We start from the raw sequence: 17,806 nt of genomic DNA, 5'->3' as shown, positions 1-17,806 counted from the left end.
GTCGTCACTCTAATGTGGACTCAAGAGCTTTCAGGCCGTGCTGGGCGAATATAGGAACATATGCGCCAAAAGCCTTTGCGCGGTCGGGGTCTGACGCGTTCCCATTCAGCGCGCGTTTGTAGACACCCTGTAGAATGCCCGCCATGCGAAAGAAATTGAAGCCCAGATAAAAGCCGAAATTGTCTATGCCATCCAGGCCTCGACGTTTGCAGTATTGGGCAATGAATGCCTCATCGCTGGGCAGGCCCAGGCTGTTTCGATCCACACCCGCCAGCCCCCGGCCCTGTTTTCCCGGCGGCAACTGCCATTGCATGATTACTGCGGCCAGATCTGCATAAGGGTGACCGATCGTCGACAGTTCCCAATCCAACACTCCGATACATTCCGCCCGGTTCGGCGCAAACATCAGGTTATCGATGCGGTAATCCCCATGCACCAGCGTGCGCTGCCCGTCATCGGCCGGTACCGAGGTCTCTAGCGCTGAAGCCAGCGCATCCATATCCGCAATGGCCGAGGTCTCGGACGCGCGGTATTGCTTGGTCCAGCGCGCGATCTGACGCTCGTAATAGTTGCCAATCGGCCCATAGTCAGACAGGCCAACGGCATCGATATCCACCATGTGCAATTGGGCAAGAACCCTGTTCATTTCGTCAATGATGGCGGCGCGGGTTTCGTTGCTTTCTTTGGGCAGGGTTGGGTCCGGAAACACCCTGCCCTGCAAGCGTTCCATCACATAGAAGGCCGAGCCGATGACGCTGTCGTCTTCACACAGCAGATACATCGTGGGCACCGGAACCTCGCTCCCGGCAAGGGCGCTTTGAACCCGAAATTCGCGATCAACGGCATGTGCCGATTTCAGCAATACGCCGGCGGGTTTTCGGCGCAGTACGTATTCCTTCTCTGGTGTGCGTAACTCAAACGTCGGGTTGGATTGCCCGACATCAAATTTCCTCGCCTCCAATGGCCCGTTGTAGCCGGAAAGATGCGCGCTCAGATACGCATCTACCGCCGCCAGATCCAGATTGGTTTCGGTTTTCATCGGCTGTCTTCCCGTCACAGGGCCTCGGCAAAGATGTTTCCGGCGGTCACCACGTTGATCCCACCCGAAACCGGGATCACTGCGCCTGTCACATAGCTGCCGCCGCGACCGCACAGGAACAACATACAGCCTGCAATATCCTCGTCCCGTCCGACGCGACCCAGAGGTACAGACTTGCCAACCCGTTCTCTGATATCCTCATCGGCTGTCGCAAAGGCAGTCATGCGCGACACAAACGGCCCCGGAGCGAGTGCGTTAACCGTAATGTGGTGCGGCGAAAGTTCCTTGGCCAAGACCTTGGTCAGGTGCAAAACAGCAGCCTTTGAGGCCGAATAGCTGTAGGCCCCATCGCCCATTGGGACTTCACCCATGACTGACCCCACATTGACAATGCGCGCCGGGTCTTCGGCGGTGCCTGATTTCATTAGCATTGGCAAAAGCCGCTGGGTCAGTTCAAATATCCCTGTCACGTTGACAGACATGACCTTTTCCCATGCATCGTAGGGAAACTGCCCCATGGGAGCACCCCAGGACACCCCCGAATTGTTCATCAGGATGTCTAGTTTGTCCGTACGCGCCTGAATGTCAGAGACCAGCTTGCCTATACCGGCTGCGCTGCCAATGTCACCGGCAAAGCCTTCGGCGCTGCCCGGCGCGTCCAGCGCGTTCAGTTCTGCGGCGACCGTGGCACAGGCGTCTCCTTTTCTTGAGGCAATGAGCACGCGCGCGCCCGCACGAACCAGCGCCTCGGCTGCCATGCGGCCAATACCTGTCGCCCCACCTGTTACCAAAGCGGTTTTGCCGTGAAGCGAAAAGAGGGTGTCGGGGGTCATTTTGTGCTCCTCAGTTTCTTTGTCACCAGTTCATCGTGATACAAATTGCGTTCCTCTTGCCGTCGCGGCAGGCGTTGGACCGTAGCGTTGACAAAAAACCATGCTGCACCAAAACTTCCTCGACACAAAGTACAGGCAGATCAGAGGCGGTATGCAAGCATTACTCAGCGTCGCACCGGGCGGTCCCGAAACCCTGGAGCTTACGACCCTACCAGATCCGCAGCCGGGCAAAGGCCAACTTTTGATCGGTGTGAAAGCAGCGGGTGTGAATTTTCCGGACACGTTGATTATCCGCGATCTGTACCAGATGAAGCCGCCACGGCCCTTTGCTCCGGGCGGTGAAATTGCGGGTGAAGTTCTGGCTGTGGGCGAAGGCGTCAATGGATTGAAGCCAGGCGACCGTGTTTTGGCCCTAACCGGGCATGGTGGGTTTTCGACCCATGTCACGCTCAAGGCGGACACTGCAATCCGAATTCCTGATGCGATGCCCTATGAAGATGCCGCCTGTTTCATTTTCACCTACGGCACGTCCTGCCACGCGTTGAAGGATCGGGCGGAGATTCAACCCGGTGAAACCCTGTTGGTACTGGGTGCCGCCGGAGGTGTGGGGTCAGCCGCCATTGAACTGGGCAAAGCCATGGGTGCCAGGGTGATCGCAGCCGTTTCATCACCTGAAAAGGCCGAATTCTGTAGCCAGATTGGTGCCGATGACGTGGTGATTTACCCGCGCGACATGGACAAGGATGCGCAAAAAGCCTTCTCAGCCGAAGTTAAGAAACTTGCCGGTCCTGAAGGCGTAGACATCGTCTACGACGCTGTTGGCGGTACGCTGGCCGAACCGTCCCTGCGCAGCATGGCCTGGAAAGGTCGTTACCTTGTCGTCGGTTTTCCAGCGGGCATTCCGCGGATTCCCTTGAATTTGGCCCTTTTGAAAGGATGTCAGATCGTTGGTGTGTTTTGGGGCGCGTCAGTTTTCCGCGATCCAATCGGCCATGCTGACAACGTCAAGAACCTGTTCGATCTGTACACAGCCGGCAAAATCAAACCCCGAATTAGCGCCCGGTTCCCGCTTGCCCGCGCGCACGAGGCGCTTGAACAATTGTCGCAGCGATCCGTTCTCGGAAAAATCGTTGTCACCATGGCGGAAAGTTGAAGCCCTTAACAAAATAGCGACCCGCTTCGTACACCGGTTTTTCGACTGTACTCGATCCGGCAAAGGCAGGTAGACAACCCAACCTTTAGGCGTCTATGTACCATTAATGGGGATCGTGAAGACATGCACAACGTTTTGGTATTGAACGGCCCAAACCTCAACCTGCTTGGCACACGGCAGCCCGAGGTTTACGGCAGCACCACTCTGAAGATGATCGAGGAGGAGTGCCAGCGCCATGGCGCGTCCATTGGCCTTGAAGTCTCGCATCTGCAATCCAACCATGAGGGTGTGTTAATTGATGCGATCCACGGCGCACGCGGTGTGCAAGATGGCCTTGTGATCAATGCGGGGGCGTTCACACACACGTCGGTTGCGCTGATGGATGCCATCGCGTCAGTTGACCTGCCGGTTGTCGAAGTTCACCTGTCCAACATCCATGCAAGGGAAGCATTCCGGCACAAGTCCTATATTGCGCCTGTTGCTCTGGGGCAGATCTGTGGCTTTGGCGCCCAAAGCTATGTTCTTGCTCTGGACGCGCTGGCCGCGCATTTGAAAGCAGGTGGCACGGCATGACCCTCAGGGAATATCTGCGGTTTGTCAGCTATGCCAAGACCCTGGAAGACCTGTGGGATGCGCATTGCCGACAGATGGCGGAATTCGGGTTCGATCGTCTTATCTACGGCCACACGCAATACAGGACGGCAACCTCATTGGGTGATCCAGAGGACTTTGTCATTCTGACTAACCATAACCGTGCCTATGTGGATGGCTTCATCAAGGACGGTTTGTATTTTCACGCCCCCATGTTGAAATGGGCGCTGGACAATGAAGGTGCCGCCAGCTGGAAAATGTTGCTGGACATGCATTCTCGCGGGTCGATGACCGATAAAGAGCGTGAGGTTTTCGAGTTCAACAAGTCCATGGGCGTCGTTTCTGGTTACACCATCAGTTTCAACTCGGTCTCTGTGCGCTCGAAAGGGGCGATTTCCCTATCCGCCAAGGAAGGGATGAGCCAGGAAGACATTGACGCGATCTGGCAAGAGCATGGTGAAGACATTCTTTTGATGAACAACGTTGCGCATCTGAAGATCCTGACATTGCCTTTCAACCCACCGAACCGGGCCCTGACAAAGCGTCAGCGCGAGGCGTTGCAATGGGTTGGTGACGGAAAAACCACGCAGGACATAGCCTTGCTGATGGGCCTGACAGCGGCAACTGTCGAAAAGCATCTTCGACTCGCCCGTGAGGCGTTGTCGGTTGAAACGACGGCTCAGGCTGTTTTGAAGGCATCTTTGCATAATCAGATGTTCATTATGGAAGTTTAGGAGTGTTTTTATGACGCCATCCCGCGTCAGTTTACCCTAGGTAAGGAAATCACTACTTTTCAAATCTAACCTAAAAGTTGCAAAGTGAGAGTGTTCCGTGAGTGGTGGCTTTAGCCAGGGAACATTCGGTTGGATCTTTGCGATTTCAAAGCTCTCCAATCACTCTGACAAGGGGGCGCCTATTCGTCCGCGTACCTGTGTCGGAATTTTGGGGGGCCTCGACCATCCCCATCATGCGGGGCCCTCCAATCCTTCACTTCTTTGCCAATTCTCTGATGTGCCACCAACAAAAAAGGGCTACGCGACGCGTAACCCTTTCACTTTGTTCAGCAAGGCCCCTGTCGGAGCCTTTCTTTAGCCCTGAGCAGCTTTTGCGACTTCGGCAGCGAAGTCTTCTTTTTCCACAACGATTCCTTCGCCAACTTCCAGGCGAACAAAGCCGGTGATGGTTGCGCCGGCTTCTTTTGCAGCGGCTTCAACGGTCAGATCAGGGTTCACAACGAATTGCTGGCTCAGCAATGTCGATTCGGCGACGAATTTTTTCATGCGACCTTCGATCATCTTTTCGATCACCTGCTCCGGCTTGCCGGATTCGCGGGCGATGTCCATCTGAACCTGCTTTTCCTTCTCGACAATTGCCGGGTCCATGTCGGCCTCGGATAGGGCAGCCGGGTTCACAGCGGCGATGTGCATCGCAACCTGCTTGCCGATAGCTTCATCACCACCCGACAGTGCAACCAGCACACCGATTTTGCCCATGCCGCTGGTCGCAGCGTTGTGCACATAAGACACAACTGTTTCACCTGACAGTTTGGCCATGCGGCGCACCGACATGTTTTCGCCAATGGTGGCGATCTTGTCGGTCAGCGTGTCGGCAACGCTTTTTCCGCCCAGATCAGCGGCCAGCAGTGCTTCGATGTCGTCCACACCTTCAGCAGCGTTTGCAATCTTGCTGACCATTTCCTGGAACTCAGCGTTTTTCGCAACGAAATCGGTTTCCGAGTTCACTTCGACAGCAACACCGTTGCCACCGTTGACGTGAACAGCAACCAGACCTTCTGCTGCGGTACGGCCTGATTTCTTGGCCGCTTTGGCCAGGCCTTTGGTACGCAGCCAGTCAACGGCGTCGTCCATGTTGCCGCCGGTTTCGGTCAGCGCTTTTTTTGCGTCCATCATGCCTGCGCCGGTCGAGTCGCGCAGTTCTTTAACCATTGCTGCTGTGATTGCCATCTTTTGGCTCTCCTCAATTCAAACGGAATTGGGGCAGGTCATACCCTGCCCCATATGTCATTTACGTGACGGGCAGCTTACGCTTCGGCAGGGGCTTCTGCGGCTTCTTCCGCAAGAGCTTCTTCAACCGGAGCTTCTTCGAATGCGCCCAGATCAACGCCTGCTGCGCCCATCTGCGCGGTCATACCGTCCAGAGCGGCGCGTGCGGCCAGATCACAGTACAGAGCGATTGCGCGAGCTGCGTCGTCGTTGCCGGGGATGATGTAGTCAACGCCATCGGGCGAGCAGTTGGTGTCAACAACAGCCACAACCGGGATACCCAGTTTGTTGGCTTCTGCGATGGCCAATGCTTCTTTCTTGACGTCGATGACGAACAGCAGGTCCGGAACGCCGCCCATTTCGCGGATACCACCCAGCGATGCCTGAAGTTTGCCCTGGTCACGTTCCATGCCCAGACGCTCTTTCTTGGTCAGGCCTTCTGCGCCCGATTCCATGGCTTCGTCGATCTGGTTCAGACGGTTGATCGACTGGGAAACGGTTTTCCAGTTGGTCAGCGTGCCGCCCAGCCAGCGGTGGTTCATGTAGTACTGAGCCGACTTTTCAGCCGCTTCAGCGATCGGGCCAGCGGCCTGGCGCTTGGTACCAACGAACAGAATGCGGCCACCTTTTGCGACGGTGTCACGAACAGCCTGCAGAGCCTGATCCAGCATCGGAACGGTCTGGGTCAGGTCCATGATGTGGATGCCATTGCGCGAGCCGTAGATGAACGGGCCCATGCGGGGGTTCCAACGCTGTGTCTGGTGACCAAAGTGAACGCCAGCTTCCAGCAGCTGACGCATGGTGAACTCGGGAAGAGCCATGCTATTTTCCTTTTCCGGTTTACGCCTGGGCGGGGGTGAAAGAAGCGGACGCTCCAACCGGCGGTCTTGATGAGGATGTCTCCCTCAAAAAGGCCAAACCCCGCCTGCGGGTTTGAATGGCGCGCGTATAAGGCAGGTTTGCGCGCTACGCAAGGGCCAATCGCCCTTATTTTTCAAGCTGCGCCAATGCGTGCGCATGCCTGACGGCGTCTTCACAATGGGCGGCCAGAGCCTTGCGGTTTTCAAAGTCGCTGACCCGCGCTGGCGCATGATAGATTAGTTCAACCGTTCCTTGCCGACGTGCGCCAAGGGTCTTCAGCAAATGCGGCCCGAACTCCATATCCCCCCACCAGCCATAAAAGCGTTTTGGCTGGCCTTTGGGCGCGTGAAACACCACAGAAACGGGTTGGATATACATGAAATCACGCAACTCATCTGCAAAGAACGCGGCGAAAAGCGTTGTTTTGAAAGGTAAAATGCGAAGCCCGTCGGTTGAGGTGCCTTCGGGGAAAAACAACAGTTTGTGACCCACTTTCAGGCGGGTTTCAAACAGCTTGGTTTGTTCCTTGGCTTTCTTGCGATCCCGTTCGATGAACAGCGTCCCGGTCGCACGGGCCAGCCAGCCGATACCGGGCCATTTGGCAACTTCTGCCTTGGAGACAAAATAGACCCGCTTGCGCGCGTTCAGAGCAAAGATATCCAGCCAGGACGTGTGGTTTGCCACCACCGCCCCCCTCTCTTTCATCAGCGCGCCTGATGTGCGGAACCCGATGCCAAGAATTCGAAACGCGTTGCGGCAGACAAACTGCGTGATGAACGGCGTCACAGGTCGCCGGACGCCGAAAATCGGATACTCGATCAGACGAACGGCCAGAAGGATGATCAGGCCACCAAAGACAAGGGCCGCCAGCGGGACTCCGCGCAGAATGACCAGAACCCATCCGGTAACGCCCAGCTCGATCGGATCGGGCGCGTCTTCACTATTCCAGAGCGGGTCATTCACAGCGTCACGCCCCGCCATAAATTCGACGCTGCCGTTCATTCATGCGCGTCGTGTCGAGGATCAGGCAAACATCCGTTGTGTTGAAGGTGTGGTCGATAAAGGCGCCCTCGCCCACGAAACCACCCAAGCGCAGGTAGGCTTTGATCAATGCTGGCACCTGAACCATGGCGGCGCGGCGGTCCAAAGCTTCTGGTTTCACAAGGTCCATCGACTGAAAAACATCGGGCTGCGCCCGTACGCGCAACTCTGGCGGAGCCAGATGGTTGTGGTGAAGCATCGACAAGGGCTGTGCCAATGTGGTCACGTCTGTTCCGTGAAAACTCGCAACGCCGAACAGCACCTCAATGTCACGTTCCGCTACATAAGCGGCCAAACCGTTCCACAGGTGGTACATTGCCGTACCCCCACGGTAGTCGGGGTGCAGGCACGACCGTCCCAACTCCAGCAGTTTGCGCCCACTGTTCTTGAGTACGGTCAGGTCATACTCGTCTTCAGAATAGAATTGCCCCAGTTCCGCGGCACGTTCGTCCGGTAACATCCTGTAGACGCCAATAATTTCGCCGGTGTGATCATCATAGGCCAACATATGATCGAAATACGGGTCGAAACGGTCTTTCTCGAGGCCAGCATCGTGATCGACCATCTCTCCGCCGCCCCCCAACTCACGCACGAAGACATCATAGCGCAGGCGTTGAGCTGCTTGCAGGTCGGCTTCGGTCTCGGCCAGTTTTACAGTGAAAGAAGGGCCAGTATCCGGCATATGGGGCGATCCGTGTTCTTTTGGCTGCTGATACCGCAGTTTTTCAGCCAAAGGCAACAAGCCCCGCTTCGGTCAGCGTTGTTAACCTTTCCTAAACCACTTTCACAGATCAAAGACCGGCATCAGGGCGATGCGCGTTCCGTCGATCACCACTTTTCCCTGCTCGCGAAAGTTTACGGTGATCTTGCCTGCAATGTTGGACTGAACCTGTCCGACGCCCCATTCGGGAAAATCCGGGTGGCGGACAAACATGCCCGGTGCAAGTATAGCATTCATGTCTGTCATAGGGGCCTCCGGGACGTGCGGCAGATACAGTCGGAGGTACGCATGGGCGAGAGCAACGTCAACCTGGCCGAATTGATCGGTTCGCGGATTTGCCATGATCTGATCAGCCCGATCGGGGCGATCACCAACGGGCTTGAGCTGTTGGATATGGTGGGCGCCGTACAGGGCCCCGAGATGGAACTGATCTCGGGCAGTGTCGGAAGTGCCGGGGCACGTATTCGCTTTTTCCGCGTTGCCTTTGGCTCGGCCAGTGATCAGCCGCTTGGTCGGACCGAAGTAACCGAACTGCTGAAAGATATCGAGCGTGCCGGGCGGATACGGGTCAACTGGAACCTGACCGGGCCAGTGCCGCGTAATCAGGTCAAACTGGCCTTTCTGGCGCTTATGTGCTGCGAAAGTGCCATGCCGCTGGGCGGCGCAGTCGAAATCGTCAATCAGGGCAACAATTGGATAGTGACCGGGGTTGCAGACCGGTTGAATGTCGATGGTGATCTTTGGAAGAACGTCGTGACAGGTCGGTTTCCCACCAAGATCACGCCCGCGCACGTTCAGTTCGCGTTGCTGCCTGAAACGGCAGCTGCGATGGGTCGGCGGATTGCCGTTGAAACCTCGGCAACCCGCGTGTCACTTCGGTTTTAAGCCCGGATCGTTCCGTTCCCGCGCACGAGATATTTGAAACTGGTCAATTGCGCCGCCCCAACCGGTCCGCGCGCGTGCATCTTGCCCGTCGCGATTCCGATTTCTGCCCCCATGCCAAACTCGCCACCATCCGCAAACTGAGTCGAGGCATTGTGCATCAGGATTGCGCTGTCCAGACGCTCAAAGAAACGGGCCGCTGCTGCGTCATCCTCGGTCATGATGCAATCGGTGTGGTTCGAGCCGTATTGCTGAATATGAGCAATCGCGGCATCAATATCGGCAACGGGCTTCGCCGCGATCACGCTGTCGAGGAACTCTTTTCCCCAGTCTTCCGCCGTAGCAGCAACTGTACCCTCCCCAGCGAGGACACCGTCGGCGTGAACCTCGACGCCTGACTGGACCAGTGCCGCAACCACGTCACGCCCCAGTGTGTCGGCGATATCCTGATGAACCAGCAAGCATTCAGCGGCTCCGCAAATACCAGTGCGGCGAGTCTTGGCATTCAGTACCACTTCCAGCGTTTTCTGCGGATCAGCAGCCTTGTCGATGTAAATGTGCACGATGCCTTCGAGATGGGCAAAGACCGGCACACGGGCCTCTCGTTGTACAAGGCCCACCAGTCCCTTGCCTCCGCGTGGAACGATGACGTCGACATAGTCGGTCAGCGTCAGCAGCTCCTGCACCGCGGCGCGGTCGCGTGTGGGCACAAGTTGAATGGCGTCTTCAGGCAGGTTCGCGGCCTTCAGCCCTTCGACCAGACAGGCATGGATCGCGGTTGAGGAATGAAAGCTTTCGGATCCGCCACGCAGGATTACCGCATTGCCCGATTTCAGGCACAGCGCCCCGGCATCCGCAGTCACGTTGGGTCGGCTTTCGTAGATCACGCCAATAACCCCCAACGGTGTCCGGACGCGCTGGATGTTAAGGCCCGTGGGCATATTCCACTCAGACAGAACCTCACCCACCGGGTCGGCCTGCTCCGCGACGGTTCTCAGCCCGTCCACCATGCCCTGAACACGCGCCTCATCAAGCATCAGGCGATCCATCATTGCGGGGCTCAGACCCTTGTCGCGGCCGAATTCCAGATCTTTTTGATTGGCTTCGATGATCCGTGCCCGATTGGCCCAAACCGCATCTGCGGCTGCAATCAGCGCTGCGTGCTTTCGTTCAGCTGTTGCGAAAGCCAGTTCACGCGAAGCGGCTTTGGCACGTTTCCCAAGATCTTCCATCAGAGCAGGAATGCTGTCGAAGTCTTTCATATCGCGTGCCTTTCAGATCATCTTATTGAAAGTTAAAGGGCGAGGTCGTCCCGGTGGATGAGGGCTGCGCGGCCGGGATAGCCCAGCGTCGCTTCAATCTCAGAAGACTTACGCCCCTTGATCGCATCGGCTTCCTGCGCCGTATACCGGCTTATCCCCTGAGCCAGACGGCGGGATTCCAGATCAAGGACGGCGACAGGATCGCCGCGACCGAAATCTCCGGTCACTTCCACAATCCCGGCAGGGAGCAGGCTTTTGCCATTGGCCAGTGCCTTGGCCGCCCCCTCGTCCACGGTAATCTCACCCCGAGGTTTCATCGCCGAAATCCATCGTTTGCGGGCTGCGTGTGGATCCAATGTCGCGGTAAACCATGTGGAATTGGCACCGTTTTCAAGCGTTTTCAGAGGGTTCAGAACCGACCCTTCGGTAATCGCCATGGCGCAACCGCCCGCGGTTGCCATCTTGGCCGCCAACAGTTTTGTTTTCATCCCGCCTTTTGACAGGCCCGAGCCCGCATCACCGGCCATGGCTTCAATCTGGGGTGTGATCCTGTCGATTGTCTCGAAGCGCTTCGCCGAAGTGTCTTCCTTAGGATTGCCCGAATAGAAGCCATCCACATCCGACAGCAGAATCAGTTGGTCGGCCCCTACTGTCACGGCGATTTGCGCGGCCAGACGGTCATTGTCGCCATACCGGATTTCGTCCGTTGCAACCGTGTCGTTTTCATTGACGATCGGAACGACGCCCAACCCAAGCAGAGTTTCCAAGGTTGCGCGTGAGTTCAGATACCTGCGGCGATCTTCGCTGTCTTCAAGCGTCACCAGAACCTGCGCCGTGGTGATCCCATGGGGTGCCAACGCTTCTTCATAAGCGCGTGCAAGCCGGATTTGCCCAACCGCAGCAGCTGCCTGTGACTGTTCCAAGGGCAGTGCCGCCATCGGCAGGCCCAGAACGCCGCGACCCAGTGCAATCGAACCGGACGAAACAAGGATTACATCTTTCCCCTGCCCCTTGAGCCAGGAAACATCCTGCGCCAACGACAGCAGCCAGTCAGACCGCAGCAGGCCGGTGTCGCGATCAACCAGCAAAGCCGACCCGATTTTTACCACCAAACGGCGTGCCGAGGTCAGGGTTGCCAAGGCTGTGCCTCCTCAGCGGGTTTCTGACGCACACGGTTGTCGTCAATCTGGCTGCGCAGCGCCCGCAGAACTTCGGTTACACCCAGATGTGCCACACCGGACATGGTCATGACAGTGCCGCCCACGGCCTCCTCAAGCTCAGCGACGGCAAGGGCACGTTCTTCGTCATCCAGCGCGTCGATCTTGTTCAGAACAGTGATCCGGGGCTTTTCAGCCAGTTCACCGCCATAGGCTTCTAGCTCGTGAATGATCGTGCGGTAATCATCGGCGACCGTCGCAGAGGTGCCGTCGACCAGATGCAACAACACGGCACAGCGTTCCACGTGACCCAGAAAACGGTCACCAATGCCACGGCCTTCATGAGCACCTTCGATCAGGCCCGGGATATCGGCCACAACAAATTCGACGTTGTCCACGCCGACAACGCCAAGATTGGGGTGCAGCGTGGTAAACGGATAGTCGGCAATCTTGGGCCGCGCATTCGACGTGGCCGCCAGAAAGGTCGACTTGCCTGCATTCGGCATACCCAAAAGACCCACATCGGCGATCAGCTTGAGCCGCAGCCAGATTGTGCGGTCAATCCCCGCCTGCCCCGAATTGGCGCGGCGCGGGGCCTGATTGGTGGCGGACTTGAAATGCAGGTTGCCAAAGCCGCCATTGCCGCCCTTGGCCAGCAGAACGCGTTGCCCGACTTCGGTCAGGTCGCAGATGACGGTTTCTTCGTCTTCGTCCAGGATTTCAGTGCCAACCGGAACACGCAGAACGATATCGTCCCCATCCTTGCCGGTGCGTTGCTGCCCCCGGCCCGGTTGCCCGTTTTTGGCGAAGAAGTGTTGCTGATAGCGGAAGTCGATCAGGGTGTTCAGCCCATCCACAACTTCGGCCCAGACAGACCCGCCTTTGCCGCCGTCCCCGCCATCGGGGCCGCCGTATTCGATAAACTTTTCGCGTCTGAAGCTGACGCAGCCGCTACCGCCGGCCCCGGACCGGATGTAGACCTTTGCGAGATCGAGAAATTTCATGTGTGTCCCCTACTGCAAAGGCCCCATCGGCCACAAGTCAGAGTTTTTTACTGTATGTCCAGGTGGGCACATTCGCATCGCGCGCCACCGAATAGCTTTCCGCATCGCCCAGATACTGGAACCCGCAATGGGTCAGGACCCGGGCCGAGGCCGGATTATCCTGAAACACACTGGCAAACATCGTCGCGTTTTCCAGCGGGTTGGCGTTAACAAGCGCTTCCACAGCCATCGAGGCAATGCCCGTGTTCCAATAGATCGGCGCGACCCAATAGCCGACTTCAGACTGATTCCGATCAAGCCGTTTCAGCGAAATCACACCGATCAGTTCCGGGCCACCGTCCTTGGTGGCATCCATGACCCAGACGTCCTCGTCCCGGTTGTCAGCCATCGAACGGGTTACAAAGGCTTCGATCGAACCGGGGGCCAGTGGATGTGCAATACTGGTGGTCATCCGCGCCACGCGCTCATCACCTGCGTAATGCTCGATAAGGCCCATATCCGACCGGCGCAGGGGGCGCAGGTCGAACCGCTCGGTTTCAATGACCGGCTGATTTATTATTGTCTCAAGCTTCATTGGTGTGTTCCTCCTCCGAACAACACGAATAGTACGGACGCGACCGTAAGACCCGCCAACGTCCACATCAGATATTTTTCCGCCGGGCGACCTTCAACCGCATGCGCGATTCTATCCCCCGCAAAAGTCCAGATCGGGTGCAAAAAAATCTGGCAGATCAACAAACTAAGAGCGATCGTGAGCGTTGCGTCAAAGCTGGACGTCCCCGCCGCGACAAAGCCCGTAAAACCTGCAACAATCATGGCCCAGGCTTTTGGATTCAGCGGATGCACGATCAACCCCGCCCAGAATCCCGGAACATCACCAACCGCAGTTTCGCGCGACAGTCGCAAATTCGCGATCTTCCACGCCAGCCAGCAAATATATGCAGCCGAAGCATATTTCAGCGCCGCAAAGGCCGTCGGAACCTGTTCCGCCAGTTGCAGCAAACCAAAGCCCACGGGCCAGATAATCAGCTGCTTACCAAGCACGACACCGGCCACAAAAGGTAATGCGGCACGAAACCCATAGCGCGCACCCGTTCCCAGCAGGACCATGTTGGCCGGCCCCGGCGTACCGACCTGAGAGGCGGCAAAGATCAGGAAACTGGTGGTTGCGACTGTCATCGGTTCTTTCGGTCACGACTGCGTTAAAACGAGAAAGGGGACCGGCACTTTGTGCCGGTCCCCCATGAATTTTTCTTAAACCTTCTGGGTCTCGGCTTACTCTGCGGCCTCCGCCACTGGCAGGACCGAAATAAAGGTGCGGTTTTTAAGTCCCTTGTGGAACTTCACGGCGCCATCGACAGTTGCAAAGATGGTGTGATCTTTGCCAATGCCTACGCCTTCACCCGGCCAGAACTTGGTGCCGCGCTGACGCACGATGATGTTGCCTGCGATAGCGGCCTGGCCACCATACAGTTTTACGCCAAGGCGACGACCAGCTGAGTCGCGACCGTTACGGGAGGAACCGCCAGCTTTTTTATGTGCCATTCTCTCTCTCCTTAGCCTTTAGCCAATTCTTTGGCTTGCTCAACCCATTCGGGTTTCACTTTGACCGTTTCGATAGCAGCAATCTGCTCATCCGACAAGGCGGCCAGAGCGGCAAAGCTCTCGATACCGGCCTCAACCAGCTTCTTGGCGGCGGCAGGGCCGACACCGTTCAGTTGGGTCAGATCGTCAGCAGCGGCAGCAGCGGGTGCTTCAGCCTTGGCTTCGGCTTTCTTGGCAGGCTTTGCAGCGGGTGCCGCCTCGCCAGCCGGAGCGGAACCGGTTGCAGCTTTGATGCCCGATTTGTCGGCGCCCGACGCAAGAATGTCGGTGATTTTGACCAGTGTCAGTTTCTGACGGTGGCCAACGGTACGCTTCGAGCTGTGCTTACGACGGCGTTTGACGAACTTGATGACCTTGTCACCTTTGATCTGTTCGATCACTTCGGCCTGAACGCCTGCGCCTGCAACGAAAGGTGCGCCAACGACCGGAGCGTCACCGCCCAGCATCAGAACATCGTTGAATTGAACTTTTTCACCTGCGTCGGCAGCCAGTTTTTCAACGCGGAGGATATCGCCCGCCTGAACCTTGTACTGCTTGCCGCCAGTCTTGAGGACCGCAAACATGCGTCTTTCCTTTTCTAACCCGCGTTCTGTGGTCCCCGGCTGGGTGTTTTGGCCCCAAGAAACTTGAAAGCCACCTCGAACAGCGCGCCCCTTTTCGGGCTGTGTGAATGGCCCCTGACAACGTCATGAGGGCCAAATAATAACGATGCCCGGCGCGGAAAACCGGCCGGGATGCGCGCTTATCCATAGATTACAGGTAAAAGTCAACACCAAAGCGGCGTCAAAGATCGGACGCCCTCAGCGCCTGTCCAACCGCCTGCCCCAGGCGATAGGAAATATCATTGAACATGCGATCAAAGCCGTCAAACACGGCGTCATTCAGGGCCTGTCCCGTCTCGGTTCTGGAAAACGCGATATTTTCGCGCATCTGAGCCTCGTCCAACGGGCGGTAGGCCATAAGAAGAAACGAGAAAAGCCACTCTTCGGTGTCCTCGGCCCGGCTGTCTTTCTGCAACAAAAGCTCTGCCAGCAGTTCCTGATCATCGGTCCGCGCATCAATATCAAGTCCCTGAAAGAAGCTGTAGTCAGACGTCAATGCCCCCTGAACATTCTTTTCGATCAGGTCATTTGCCTCGATATATTCCTTGACCAAAGCAAACTGAGCGGTGCTGCGTTCTGCGGATTTGTAGGCTTCTCGGGCCATGTCTTCGATTGCCTGATCCGACAGGGCGCGCCGGGCCGAGTTTTCCAGTGTTACGATGGTCTGGCCAAGATCGCTTTCAAAAAACAAGATGGCCTGATCAAGCTGAACATCGGACAAACCATCTTTGAAGGCGTTCGTCATGTGTTGCCGCATCCAAAGTGGATCGTAGATACGATTGACCTGCGACTCGAAAAAAGCGCCGCCCTTGTTGTCCAAAAAAGTATCGTCAAGAGTCTCGCGGTGGCCCTGCCCCTCGTGAACAAGGATTTCCATCACCTGTGTCAGACGCATGGCTTTTGCCAATCGATCGACTTTTCCATCGGCATAAAGCGGCAGTGCCCAACACAAGGCGACCACAAATGCCAGAATAGCGCGCTGCATCAAATGTCCTGTGCCGGGTGCAATTCGGCCATCCGCGCCGCCAGAACCTCGAACCTCATGGCCATGATCTCATATTGGATGGCGTTCAACAGCTCGTAGACTTCCTGCATCAGCGGCTGTTCCAGCGCGTCAACATAAGTATCCACATCAGCGTCGGAAAAATCCTGATAGGTGTAGGCCGCACCCGCCAGATTAGAAAGTTGCAGTGACTGACGCATTGCCGGTTCATTTCGCTTGATCAATTCACGCAGTTCATCTCCGTTCAGCTGCAACTCGATGACGCCCGATGCGCTGGCCGCCAGCAGGAAGCGCACCTGAATTTCCTGCAAGGCACGCAACGCCGTACCTGTGGAATCGATCGCCGTGTTCATGCGTTTAAAACTTTCGACCCGTTTCGATCCGCTTTTGATCAGGTCAGAGATGATCCTTTGGCCTGCCAATTGCTTGACGTCATCGTCTTCTTGCATGTGTGAGGCATTTTCGGCCTCGACCAGACGCTGCCCCAGATCAGACGCGTAAAACTCCACCGCGTGTAAAAGGGCCTCGTCGCTTAGGGTCTGCTCCAAAATGGACACCGCGGTGTCGTGCATTGCACCGACTTCAAAAACCTCGTCCGTCAAACGAGACCAGTCCGAACCGAACCCCTCGGGGTCGACACCCAACATCTGCGGCGCGGACCGTGAACTCAGGGCGATGCTTTCAAGAGCTACGTCAAAGCCCGTTGTGATCAGAAAAGCCTCAATCCGATCCCGGTTCGCTGCGGAAAGCTCAGGAGGAACCAGAACGAGTGCCAGAAACGAGGCGAGAAACCAAAAGGCGATGCGGCGTGCAAACTGTGTCATACCTTTCAGAGTAGGTGTTTTGCGCTGGCAGGCAACGGAAAATCCCGGCAATCACGATTTCCGGAATTTTCTGCTTGCGCCCCCGTTCGTTCCTGACTAAATCCCCCCCTCACAGACCCCCGCGGAGAGGTGCCGGAGTGGTCGAACGGGGCGGTCTCGAAAACCGTTGTGGGTGCAAGCCCACCCAGGGTTCGAATCCCTGTCTCTCCGCCACATTCCCAATATCGAAGGCCGTCAGAAAACGTCTTCCGGTCTGATTTGGGTTCTCAACAAATTGCAAGTGGTCCGCTGTAAGAAACTATAGTGGCCTGGGTCACCCGGCGTGTTCTTGCCGTGAAATCTGGTGCAATCAGCGTAGCACGGCCCAAACCTGTATTCTGCTGAGAATTCACAGGAATTCCCCTTTGTATATCCGCTACATTTAACGCATCCCGGCGACACATTTTCCAAAGGAGACACACATGTCGCGTATTCTCATCCTCCTCATCATCGCCGCTGTCGGTGTTGGTGGTTACTACTATCTCAACCAGTCCGAACAAACCCCGGCTGAACAAGTGCAATCCGCAACGCAGGAGGCGGGCGATGCAGTGGCTGATGCCGCGTCAACCGCTCAGGAAGCTGCGTCTGATGCGCTGGAAGGTGCAACAGAACAGGCCAGCGAGGCAGCTTCATCCTTGACCGAACAGGCGCAGGAAGCCGCATCGTCGGTTGCCGACCAAGCCAGTGAGGCAGCTTCGTCTGTTGCGGAACAAGCATCCGAGGCAGCACAGCAAGCCGGTGATCAGGTGGCGGCGCTGGCGGGTCAGGGACAGGAATTGCTGAGCTCCTGGATTCAGGAAGGCAAGCTGGACCCCACCAATTTCGACTATGAAGGTATCATGAGCTCGATTCAGGACAGCACATTGGCCACGGATCTGAAAGAACAGGCGATCAAGATTGTAAATGACATTAAAGAGTCGCCTGAAACCATCGCCTTGAAGATTCAGGAACTGACCGCGCTGTTGACGCAGCAGTAACAAAGAAGGGGCCGGTTGCCAGTTTCCGGCCCCTACCCCGCACGCCAATTTTCCAGTCGTGCCCTTACGTTATCGTTTCTCTGAATTGACCCAGTGTTCGGCTTTTGATTGGCTGCCCCGACAACACATCCTCACCCCGAGGTCGCCCGTTGGCAATCTCCTGTTTAAGGGGGTGTGCGCATTGAACAAGCCATCTTGAGGATGATCCC

21 protein-coding genes and 1 tRNA gene are annotated in these 17,806 nt (G+C 56.7%); 6 read left to right on the top strand and 16 right to left on the bottom strand.

What is annotated here, in order from left to right:
* Window positions 1-4: 4 nt before the first annotated feature.
* Both ACR0D9_RS04620 and ACR0D9_RS04615 read right to left on the bottom strand, forming a co-directional pair.
* Window positions 5-1,039 (bottom strand): phosphotransferase family protein, encoded by a 1,035-nt coding sequence (locus ACR0D9_RS04620; protein WP_480537863.1) that lies wholly within the window; start codon window positions 1,037-1,039, stop codon window positions 5-7.
* 14 nt (window positions 1,040-1,053) lie between these two features.
* Window positions 1,054-1,872 carry an SDR family oxidoreductase gene (locus ACR0D9_RS04615; RefSeq protein ID WP_480537861.1) on the bottom strand — a complete coding sequence of 273 codons (819 nt, stop codon included), beginning with the start codon at window positions 1,870-1,872 and terminating at the stop codon, window positions 1,054-1,056.
* A 151-nt stretch (window positions 1,873-2,023) separates the two neighbouring features.
* On the opposite strand from ACR0D9_RS04615, the gene ACR0D9_RS04610 reads away from it, so the two are divergent.
* From ACR0D9_RS04610 to ACR0D9_RS04600, 3 genes are all read left to right on the top strand, one after another.
* Window positions 2,024-3,025, top strand: a complete 1,002-nt coding sequence (locus tag ACR0D9_RS04610; RefSeq protein ID WP_480537860.1) for an NADPH:quinone oxidoreductase family protein — start codon at window positions 2,024-2,026, stop codon at window positions 3,023-3,025.
* Window positions 3,026-3,148: 123 nt separating this feature from the next.
* On the top strand, window positions 3,149-3,598 hold the full coding sequence (gene aroQ, locus ACR0D9_RS04605; RefSeq protein WP_480485650.1) for a type II 3-dehydroquinate dehydratase: 450 nt from the start codon (window positions 3,149-3,151) through the stop codon (window positions 3,596-3,598).
* On the top strand, window positions 3,595-4,350 hold the full coding sequence (locus ACR0D9_RS04600) for an autoinducer binding domain-containing protein (protein ID WP_480480951.1): 756 nt from the start codon (window positions 3,595-3,597) through the stop codon (window positions 4,348-4,350). Before aroQ ends, ACR0D9_RS04600 begins: the two co-directional genes overlap by 4 nt.
* A gap of 354 nt (window positions 4,351-4,704) precedes the next feature.
* On the opposite strand, the gene tsf is transcribed toward ACR0D9_RS04600, so the two are convergent.
* The 5 genes from tsf to ACR0D9_RS04575 all read right to left on the bottom strand — a co-directional run bounded on the left by tsf (window position 4,705) and on the right by ACR0D9_RS04575 (window position 8,488).
* Window positions 4,705-5,580, bottom strand: coding sequence for a translation elongation factor Ts (gene tsf / locus ACR0D9_RS04595; protein ID WP_480480953.1), 876 nt, complete (start codon window positions 5,578-5,580; stop codon window positions 4,705-4,707).
* Window positions 5,581-5,657: 77 nt separating this feature from the next.
* Window positions 5,658-6,440: a 30S ribosomal protein S2 gene (rpsB, locus tag ACR0D9_RS04590; RefSeq protein ID WP_209503940.1), complete on the bottom strand. Its 783-nt coding sequence runs from the start codon at window positions 6,438-6,440 to the stop codon at window positions 5,658-5,660.
* Between the two features lie 166 nt (window positions 6,441-6,606).
* A complete protein-coding gene (gene olsA, locus ACR0D9_RS04585; protein WP_480485654.1) occupies window positions 6,607-7,482 on the bottom strand; it encodes a lyso-ornithine lipid O-acyltransferase in 876 nt (291 codons plus the stop codon).
* Window positions 7,448-8,203, bottom strand: a complete 756-nt coding sequence (olsB, locus tag ACR0D9_RS04580) for an L-ornithine N(alpha)-acyltransferase (RefSeq protein WP_480537858.1) — start codon at window positions 8,201-8,203, stop codon at window positions 7,448-7,450. The genes olsA and olsB overlap by 35 nt, the downstream gene beginning before the upstream one ends.
* 102 nt (window positions 8,204-8,305) lie before the next feature.
* A complete protein-coding gene (locus ACR0D9_RS04575; protein ID WP_267364751.1) occupies window positions 8,306-8,488 on the bottom strand; it encodes a DUF3553 domain-containing protein in 183 nt (60 codons plus the stop codon).
* Window positions 8,489-8,530: 42 nt separating this feature from the next.
* Between ACR0D9_RS04575 and ACR0D9_RS04570 the strand changes: the two genes are divergently transcribed.
* The gene (locus ACR0D9_RS04570) at window positions 8,531-9,127 is read left to right on the top strand and encodes a histidine phosphotransferase family protein (protein ID WP_480537855.1); all 597 of its coding nucleotides are present in this window, start codon (window positions 8,531-8,533) and stop codon (window positions 9,125-9,127) included.
* On the opposite strand, the gene ACR0D9_RS04565 is transcribed toward ACR0D9_RS04570, so the two are convergent.
* From ACR0D9_RS04565 to ACR0D9_RS04525, 9 genes are all read right to left on the bottom strand, one after another.
* On the bottom strand, window positions 9,124-10,386 hold the full coding sequence (locus ACR0D9_RS04565; protein WP_480537853.1) for a glutamate-5-semialdehyde dehydrogenase: 1,263 nt from the start codon (window positions 10,384-10,386) through the stop codon (window positions 9,124-9,126). The two genes, ACR0D9_RS04570 and ACR0D9_RS04565, sit on opposite strands and share 4 nt — an antisense overlap.
* Window positions 10,387-10,418: 32 nt before the next feature.
* Window positions 10,419-11,525: a glutamate 5-kinase gene (gene proB / locus ACR0D9_RS04560; RefSeq protein ID WP_480505190.1), complete on the bottom strand. Its 1,107-nt coding sequence runs from the start codon at window positions 11,523-11,525 to the stop codon at window positions 10,419-10,421.
* Window positions 11,513-12,547, bottom strand: coding sequence for a GTPase ObgE (gene obgE / locus ACR0D9_RS04555; RefSeq protein ID WP_480537851.1), 1,035 nt, complete (start codon window positions 12,545-12,547; stop codon window positions 11,513-11,515). The genes proB and obgE overlap by 13 nt, the downstream gene beginning before the upstream one ends.
* Window positions 12,548-12,584: 37 nt before the next feature.
* A complete protein-coding gene (locus tag ACR0D9_RS04550; protein WP_480472732.1) occupies window positions 12,585-13,121 on the bottom strand; it encodes a GNAT family N-acetyltransferase in 537 nt (178 codons plus the stop codon).
* Window positions 13,118-13,726: a LysE family translocator gene (locus ACR0D9_RS04545; RefSeq protein WP_480485662.1), complete on the bottom strand. Its 609-nt coding sequence runs from the start codon at window positions 13,724-13,726 to the stop codon at window positions 13,118-13,120. The genes ACR0D9_RS04550 and ACR0D9_RS04545 overlap by 4 nt, the downstream gene beginning before the upstream one ends.
* Before the next feature lie 96 nt (window positions 13,727-13,822).
* On the bottom strand, window positions 13,823-14,092 hold the full coding sequence (gene rpmA, locus ACR0D9_RS04540) for a 50S ribosomal protein L27 (RefSeq protein WP_050602452.1): 270 nt from the start codon (window positions 14,090-14,092) through the stop codon (window positions 13,823-13,825).
* Window positions 14,093-14,103: 11 nt separating this feature from the next.
* Window positions 14,104-14,715 carry a 50S ribosomal protein L21 gene (locus ACR0D9_RS04535; protein WP_480480969.1) on the bottom strand — a complete coding sequence of 204 codons (612 nt, stop codon included), beginning with the start codon at window positions 14,713-14,715 and terminating at the stop codon, window positions 14,104-14,106.
* 220 nt (window positions 14,716-14,935) lie between these two features.
* Window positions 14,936-15,739 (bottom strand): DUF2059 domain-containing protein, encoded by an 804-nt coding sequence (locus ACR0D9_RS04530; RefSeq protein WP_480537849.1) that lies wholly within the window; start codon window positions 15,737-15,739, stop codon window positions 14,936-14,938.
* Window positions 15,739-16,581 (bottom strand): DUF2059 domain-containing protein, encoded by an 843-nt coding sequence (locus ACR0D9_RS04525; RefSeq protein ID WP_480480973.1) that lies wholly within the window; start codon window positions 16,579-16,581, stop codon window positions 15,739-15,741. The genes ACR0D9_RS04530 and ACR0D9_RS04525 overlap by 1 nt, the downstream gene beginning before the upstream one ends.
* A 123-nt stretch (window positions 16,582-16,704) precedes the next feature.
* Between ACR0D9_RS04525 and ACR0D9_RS04520 the strand changes: the two genes are divergently transcribed.
* Together ACR0D9_RS04520 and ACR0D9_RS04515 are read left to right on the top strand one after the other, a co-directional pair.
* Window positions 16,705-16,794: transfer RNA gene (locus ACR0D9_RS04520), tRNA-Ser, on the top strand.
* A gap of 248 nt (window positions 16,795-17,042) precedes the next feature.
* Window positions 17,043-17,597, top strand: coding sequence for a hypothetical protein (locus ACR0D9_RS04515; protein ID WP_480485664.1), 555 nt, complete (start codon window positions 17,043-17,045; stop codon window positions 17,595-17,597).
* Window positions 17,598-17,806 lie beyond the last annotated feature (209 nt).

The organism is Ruegeria sp. AK11, assembly GCF_056541095.1.
Note: the sequence above shows the minus strand (reverse complement) of the source record. Positions and strands in the feature narration are given on the sequence as shown.